The sequence below is a fragment of the Gaiella sp. genome, assembly GCF_039915195.1.
Lineage (GTDB): Bacteria > Actinomycetota > Thermoleophilia > Gaiellales > Gaiellaceae > Gaiella.
Genome location: NZ_JBDSNT010000044.1, coordinates 1 through 6,578 on the forward strand (window position 1 = coordinate 1; position 6,578 = coordinate 6,578).

Genomic DNA, 6,578 nt, shown 5'->3' on the forward strand with positions numbered 1-6,578 from the left:
GCCGGGAACCTACGGTTCCCCGTGACCCCTCCCTCTTTGCGGAAGTGGCACGCTAGGTGCCAACCTCACGTCATCGATCATTTGTGGTCGCTTCGCGAGATCCTGAAGCCGGGAACCTACGGTTCCCCGTGACCCCTGCCATTCCCGTAGGGGCTATGCGCAGCCGAGCCTCGGCGAGGCGAAGCGTCGCCCGTCCTCGGCGTCCCCCTGCGTCCTACACGTCCGGAGCCGTCCGCAGGCGCAGGAAGGCCAGCACCGTGAGTGCCGGCACCAGGATCAGATCGTTCACCATGCACCAGATGCAGATCGCGTCGATCACGAAGAGCTGCAGGATCACGAGGTAGGCGACGAAAGCGAGGGCACCGATTGCGAGCGCGCAAGTGAGCGTTCGCGCGAGCTCGCTGTTCCAGATCGTCAGTGCAAGCGCTGCGATCCAGGCTCCGAGACCGAGTACGGCGACGGGGATGCCGATCAGAACTGCGTAGCTCGAGTCCTGGACAGCTTCGCACCCCCCCGAGCCCGTGCAGATGAGCGCCTTCGGTTCGTAGTGCACGTAGGTGAGGTAGCCGGAGACTGCGATGCCGGCGACGGAAACGAGGATCAGCGCGACGCGCAGGACACGGTCGTTCACCGGCCGAGCGCTTCGTCGAGGAGCGTTGCGAATGCCTCCCCGCTGTATGCGGTGGGCCGCACGAGCTTCGGCGCGTTCGTGCCCACCTTGATGAAGAACCACGGCGTCCCGGGCACCTTGCGTCGGTCTGCCTCGACCGCGTGTGCCGCGGCCTGCTTCCGGACCGAGAGGCTCTTGGAATCGAGGATCAACTGGTTGGCGTTGAGACCGGGGATCCCTCGCGCGAGACGTCTGACGCCCTTGTCCGTGGCGATCTCGTTGAGCTTCGCCTGGTTCTCGTAGAACACCTCGGTCATCTGCCAGAGCTTCCGCTGGCGCCCTGCTGCCAGCACGAACCGCAGTGCCGGCTCCGACGCGCGCGTGACGATGCCGAGACCCCGGAAATCGACCTTGACGAGCCCGGGTCGAACGTAGTCGTTGACGATCGTGGGGAAGGCGAGCTTCATGTACGTGTTGCAGTGAGTGCAGGCGAGGTCCTCGAACTGGATCAGGGTCACGTTCGCCGTCCTCTCGCCGATCACCGTGCCGCGTTGCGGAATCCCCTGCACGAGGTCGGTGCCGGGAGAGGCGCCGACTGTCGTGACCACGGCGAGAGCGAGTGCAGCGGCCGCGAGGGTCAGTCCCAGGCGGGATCGTGGCACGCTTAGCCCTTCAGTGCGTCGTCTAGGGCGGGTCGGAATGCGCTCGGCTCGAGAGCCGTGGGCTGGATCTCGTACGGCGGGTTCAGCCCGATCGCGATGTAGAACCAGGGCGTGCCGGGCACCTTCAGCGTCGTCGCCTCGGCCTGCACCGCTGCGATCTCCTTCGTCACGGCAGCGCTCTTTGCGTCGGCCCTCGCCTTTGCTGCATCGAGGCCGGGAACGTCCGCCAGGATCTCATCGACCAGTGCGTCTGTGACCCATCCCGAGTTCTCCTCACCCTGATTCTCGTAGAAGAGCCCGACGACCTCCCAGAGCTTGTCCTGGAACCCGGCGGCAACGGCAATCCGCAGAGCCTTCTCCGAGTCGGGGCCGAGAAAGGCGAGTCCGCGGAAGTCGATCTGGATGAGACCGGGCTTGACGTACTCGTCGACGATCGCCGGGAAGGCGTTGTCGGTGTACTTCTTGCAGATCGGGCACTGGATGTCCTCGAACTGAAGCAACCGAACGGTCGCTTCGGGGTTGCCGAGCACCGTCCCGTTCTGCGGGATGCCCGCGACGGCGGCGAGTGCAGGGCTCGTCGTGCCGGTCGTCTCGGTTGCCGTCGTCTCGGTTTCCGTCTCCGTGGCGGTTGTCTCCGCTACGGGCGCGTCGTCTCCCTTGTCGCGGGTGAGGTAGCTCCCGGCCACGAGTGCGCCCGCGATCGCGATGGCGACGGCAATGGCAATCACGAGCGTCCGGTTGCGCTTGCTCTCCGACGGCGGCTTGGGGACGGGGGGCATCGACCGAATTCTGCCTGCAAACGCACCCGGGGGTGCGAGAACGTGTTCAATGAGACGATGGACGCCAGGGCGAGACGACGGGCGCTCGTTCAGGCGGGCATCGCCATTACGTCCGAGTTGTCGCTCGACGCGGTGCTTCAAACCCTCATCCGCATCGCCGCGGACCTCACGGGGGCCCGCTACTCCGCCCTCGGAGTCATCGATGCCTCCGGCCGGGAGCTCGATCGTTTCGTCACCTACGGGATCGATGACGCGACGAGAGCCACGATCGGAGATCTCCCGCGGGGCCGCGGGATTCTGGGGGTCTTGATCACGGACGCGCGCCCTCTGCGGCTCGACGATCTGACGACCGACCCGCGGGCCGTCGGGTTCCCTGACCACCACCCTCCGATGAGAAGCTTCCTCGGCGTTCCGGTCATGACCCGCGGCGTCGCGTTCGGCAACCTGTACCTCGCGGAGAAGCAGCCGGCCGGGCCGTTCAGCGAGGAAGACCAGGAGATCGTCACGCTCCTCGCGGCACAGGCAGCGGTGGCGATCGAGAACGCCGGCAGCGTCCAGCGGGACGCCCTGCGGCGCGCGGTCGAGGCCCAGGAGGCAGAGCGGAAACGCCTCGCGCGCGAGCTACACGACGAGACCGGACAGGCGCTGACGTCGATCCTCCTCGGCCTCGCCGCCGTCGAGCGAGCTGAGACGGCAGCGGATGCGCGAGCAGCGGCCGGCGAGCTACGCGAGCTGGTCGTCGAGACGCTGCAGAACGTTCGTCGTCTGGCAGTGGAGCTACGGCCCTCTGCGCTCGACGACTTCGGTCTCGAGCCGGCGCTGCGGCGACTCGGTCAGACGGTCAAGGAAAGCAGCGCTCTGGACGTTCAGGTCGAGACCCGTCTCGGCTCGGGCCGTCTGCTCCCCGAGATCGAGACGGCCGTCTATCGCATCGTGCAGGAGGCGCTGACGAACGTCGTCAAGCATGCTGCCGCGGAGCGCGTGAGCATCGTCGTGGCACGGCTACCGGAGAAGCTGACGGTGATCATCGAGGACGACGGTTCGGGCTTCGATCCAGGCGCTCGTCCGGGCGACGGTCTCGGTCTGCTGGGAATGCGCGAGCGCGTGGAGCTTCTCGACGGCTCGCTGGCGATCGAGGCGCATCAAGGCGCGGGAACCACGCTCGCCGTCGAGCTACCGCTCCCCCGAGGGAAGCCGGGTCCGCGAGGGTGACGCCCGAGCATTCATCTGTTCATCCTGCAGCATCGCCCGCGAGCGCGGCGACCGTACGGCCGAACGCGGGTGCGAACTTGAACCCGTGCCCGGAGCATGCCGACGCGACGACGACGCGTCCGTGGCGTTCGAGGACGAACGACTCGTCCCCCGTGTTCGTATAGATGCATGTTTCGATCACGATCGGCTCCGGATCGACCTCGGGATACCGTCCGGCCGCCCAGAGGGAAACCCAGCGCACGATCGCCGGGTCGGGTGTTCCGGGCTCATCGGGGTTCGTGACGGGACCGGCATGGTGCAGGCCCGCTTTGAGCCCGATACCAGGTGCGGCCAACGCGTAGTTGATCAGGCCTGGTCTTCTCAGTCCGTGCTCCTTCGCGTTCGGAACGGCATCGTCGATCACAGGCGGCAGGCTCATCGGGTCGGGGATCCGGAAATAGGTGAGCGTCTCGCGGGTGGGAATAACGGGCAACTCGATCTCCACTCCGGCGAGCAGCGAGCGCGCCCAGGCACCTGCGGCGATGACGCAGACACGAGCCGTGAAGGTCTCCGCCCCCGCTCGGATCAGAACGCATCCGTTCGCGCGCTCGATCGCGGTGACCGCGCGATGCTCGAGAATCGTCGCCCCGGCCTCGACGGCCGACGCGAGAAGGGCCGCGTGCGCGCGGTCGGCGAGCGTCGTTCCCCCATCCGGCTGATAGAGCACGTCCTCGGTGGCGCGGGCGCTGATCGGCCAGCGGGCTGCTGCCTCGGTGCCGGTGACCAGCTCGTGGCGAACACCACACGAGGCGAGAGCCTGCGCGCATTCGACCGCGAGAGCGCCAAACGTGAGGTCTCCCGTCGGCACGATCAGCTGCTCGCCCGACTCGGCCTCGAGCTCGTTCCAGACCAGCCGAGCCCCTTGCGCGAGTCGCACGTAGTGCTGTTCGGGGTACGTGAGGCGGAAGATCCGGGAGCCGCCGTGACTCGAGCCACGCGCGTGACCGACGTCGAACTGCTCGAGGAGAACAACCCGCCGACCCGCCTGAGCGAGCGCCCGAGCTGTAGCGACTCCCATGATTCCTGCCCCGACGACGACGATCTCGGTGTCGACCGTCCTCGGGGTGCTCTGCCCCGCTACGGCGCGATCCCCCGGGCTGTCCTCGCCGCAGCGCGGGACAGCGCGCGGTAGGCGCTCGCGCGCTCCGCCTTGTCGCCTCCTGCTTCTGCTGCCTCGACCGCTCGGAAGCACTCCGAGACGGCGGGATCGATCACGTCGACGCCGAACGCGAGTACATGCTCCGAAACGCCCGTCCGACGAGCGATCTCCCGCATAACCTGAAGCGACGGTATGCGCTCGCCTCGCTCGATCCGCGAGATATAGGCTGAACTGCAGCCGGGAAAGGAGAGCTCTCGCTGGCTCAGATGAGCGGCAAGTCGTGCCTCGTGCACACGAACCCCGACGGCGGCCGGGTCGTCGTAGTGTGGCGTGCGCGCACGCTTGAACGTCAACGGTGGCGGGTCCGCCATCACGGCTCCCAAAGGTACACCGTTCTCCCCGCTCTGAATAGGGCCAGGGTTGGTTAGCCGGAGTGAGGGCCGTTGAAGACGACGAGCAGCGCGAGCTGCTCGTAGGAGGTGAAGCGATGTTCTGCACCGGCCGCCACGAAGAGCGCCATTCCCTCCGACAGAGGTGTCGCGGCTCCCTCGACCTCAAGAACACCGCTTCCCTCGAGGACGACGTACACCTCGTCCTCGTCGTGTGGCTGCTGGCGATCCGGCTCGGGGGCGACGAGCACGTAGACGCCGATTTCGAGTCCCGGCGAGCTGTGAACGACCTCGTAGCCACCTCCGCGCTCGAGCAACGCGACCCTCGTGGCGTCGACGTCGAACGGGTGCGCGGGGGTATCTGCCACGTCAGCAGTGTACGCCGTGCAATGCTCATGTCGTGCAGATCGATGGAGAGGCTCTCTTCGTGCCGGGGCACGCACGCGCGAGCGGCTGGCGCCGGATGCCTGCCGTCGCGACCGGATCGATGGTCGCAACCAGTCATCCATGCGCAACGCGCGCGGGACTGCTCGCCCTCGAGCGCGGGGGTAACGCAGTCGACGCAGCCCTCGCAGCGGCCGCGATCCTGACCGTCGCGGAGCCCACGGATAACGGGATCGGCGGAGACGCGTTCGCGCTCGTATGGAACGAAGGCGTGCTGTACGGGCTCAACGGGTCGGGACGCTCTCCCGGCGATCTCGGTGGTCGAACGGCGACCGAGGACGGGCCGTGCTCGGTCACCGTTCCGGGTGCTGTGCGCCTGTGGGACGACCTCGCGGGCCGATTCGGCCGGTTCGGGCTCGACCAGGCGATCGGCCCCGCCGCCGAGCTCGCCGCGGTCGGCCTTGCCTGCAGCGCGCGGATCGCTCACAAGTGGTCTCGGGCGGAACTTGCCCCGTGGGCGGCTCCTCGATTGGGTGAGCACTACGCTCTGCCGGAGCTCGCCGCCACGCTGCGTCAGATCGAGACCAACGGGCCGGTGGCTCTCTACGAGGGTGAGGTCGCGTCTGCGATCGCGGCGGTGTGCTGGCTCTCGGAGGACGATCTGCAGGCTCATCGTTCGGAATGGGTTGAGCCCCTCCGTCGGGCCTATCGGGGCATCGAGGTGTGTGAGTTGCCCCCGAACGGTCAGGGAGCAGCTGCGCTGCTCGCGCTTGCGCTCTACGACGATCTCGAGCCCGGCGAGCACTCGGCAATCGAGGCGATGAAACTGGCGCTCGCCGATACGCACGCCGCAGTGCACGACGGCCCCCTACCGGTGGACTTCTTCGCGGACGACCGGCTCGCGGGTCGGCGCTCCCTGGTTCATGCCGACTCCGCCATCGCCTCCGACCTCGCCCTGCCGCGGGGGGGAACCACGTACCTGTGTGCGGTGGACCGTGATGGCATGGCGGTCTCGCTGATCCAGAGCGTATACGGGTCGTTCGGATCGGGTGTTGTCGCCCCGGGAACCGGAATTGTCCTCCAGAACCGTGCTGCGGGGTTCAGCCACAACCCGGAGCACCCGAACGCCCTCGCGCCCGGACAGAGACCGTTCCACACGATCATCCCGGGGATGCTGCTCGAGGACGACGAGCTTCTCGGTCCCTTCGGCGTCATGGGGGGGCCGATGCAGCCTCAGGGCCACTTCCAGGTCGTGAGGCATCTGGTCGACGACGGCGACGATCCTCAGGCGGCGCTCGATGCGCCGCGATGGCGGGTCGAGGACGACGGAAGCGTCGCACTCGAGCCGGGGCTCAGCGATCTCGCCGACGACCTCCGCGCGCGTGGTCACGAGGTCTCGATCGC

Annotated in this window: 8 protein-coding genes; 2 read left to right on the top strand and 6 right to left on the bottom strand. The window is 67.6% G+C overall.

Annotation, left to right across the window (positions count from 1 at the left end; all coding sequences use genetic code 11):
* Positions 1-214: 214 nt before the first annotated feature.
* Genes ABIR74_RS04330 through ABIR74_RS04340 form a run of 3 tightly spaced genes read right to left on the bottom strand, consistent with a single transcriptional unit; the run spans position 215 to position 2,051 of the window.
* Positions 215-631 (bottom strand): vitamin K epoxide reductase family protein, encoded by a 417-nt coding sequence (locus tag ABIR74_RS04330; RefSeq protein WP_348175391.1) that lies wholly within the window; start codon positions 629-631, stop codon positions 215-217.
* Entirely contained in the window at positions 628-1,272 is a 645-nt protein-coding gene (locus tag ABIR74_RS04335; RefSeq protein ID WP_348175392.1) for a thioredoxin domain-containing protein, read from the bottom strand. The genes ABIR74_RS04330 and ABIR74_RS04335 overlap by 4 nt, the downstream gene beginning before the upstream one ends.
* A gap of 2 nt (positions 1,273-1,274) precedes the next feature.
* Positions 1,275-2,051, bottom strand: a complete 777-nt coding sequence (locus tag ABIR74_RS04340; RefSeq protein WP_348175393.1) for a thioredoxin domain-containing protein — start codon at positions 2,049-2,051, stop codon at positions 1,275-1,277.
* A gap of 57 nt (positions 2,052-2,108) precedes the next feature.
* Between ABIR74_RS04340 and ABIR74_RS04345 the strand changes: the two genes are divergently transcribed.
* A complete protein-coding gene (locus ABIR74_RS04345; RefSeq protein ID WP_348175394.1) occupies positions 2,109-3,263 on the top strand; it encodes a GAF domain-containing sensor histidine kinase in 1,155 nt (384 codons plus the stop codon).
* Between the two features lie 19 nt (positions 3,264-3,282).
* Here the strand turns inward: ABIR74_RS04345 and ABIR74_RS04350 are convergent, their stop codons facing one another.
* From ABIR74_RS04350 to ABIR74_RS04360, 3 genes are read right to left on the bottom strand one after another with little or no spacing between them, the layout of a single operon-like run.
* Positions 3,283-4,494, bottom strand: coding sequence for an FAD-dependent oxidoreductase (locus ABIR74_RS04350; RefSeq protein ID WP_348175395.1), 1,212 nt, complete (start codon positions 4,492-4,494; stop codon positions 3,283-3,285).
* Positions 4,380-4,772, bottom strand: a complete 393-nt coding sequence (locus ABIR74_RS04355) for a helix-turn-helix transcriptional regulator (protein ID WP_348175396.1) — start codon at positions 4,770-4,772, stop codon at positions 4,380-4,382. The genes ABIR74_RS04350 and ABIR74_RS04355 overlap by 115 nt, the downstream gene beginning before the upstream one ends.
* 53 nt (positions 4,773-4,825) lie before the next feature.
* Positions 4,826-5,158, bottom strand: coding sequence for a cupin domain-containing protein (locus ABIR74_RS04360; RefSeq protein ID WP_348175397.1), 333 nt, complete (start codon positions 5,156-5,158; stop codon positions 4,826-4,828).
* A gap of 32 nt (positions 5,159-5,190) precedes the next feature.
* On the opposite strand from ABIR74_RS04360, the gene ABIR74_RS04365 reads away from it, so the two are divergent.
* Positions 5,191-6,578 (top strand): gamma-glutamyltransferase (locus ABIR74_RS04365; protein WP_348175398.1); only part of this gene is annotated, 1,388 nt, incomplete at its 3' end.

Coding starts and splice junctions, on each gene's coding strand:
- ABIR74_RS04355 (WP_348175396.1), bottom strand. CDS start 4,772: ATGGCGGACCCGCCACCGTTGACGTTCAAGCGTGCGCGCACGCCACAC.
- ABIR74_RS04345 (WP_348175394.1), top strand. CDS start 2,109: ATGGACGCCAGGGCGAGACGACGGGCGCTCGTTCAGGCGGGCATCGCC.
- ABIR74_RS04340 (WP_348175393.1), bottom strand. CDS start 2,051: ATGCCCCCCGTCCCCAAGCCGCCGTCGGAGAGCAAGCGCAACCGGACG.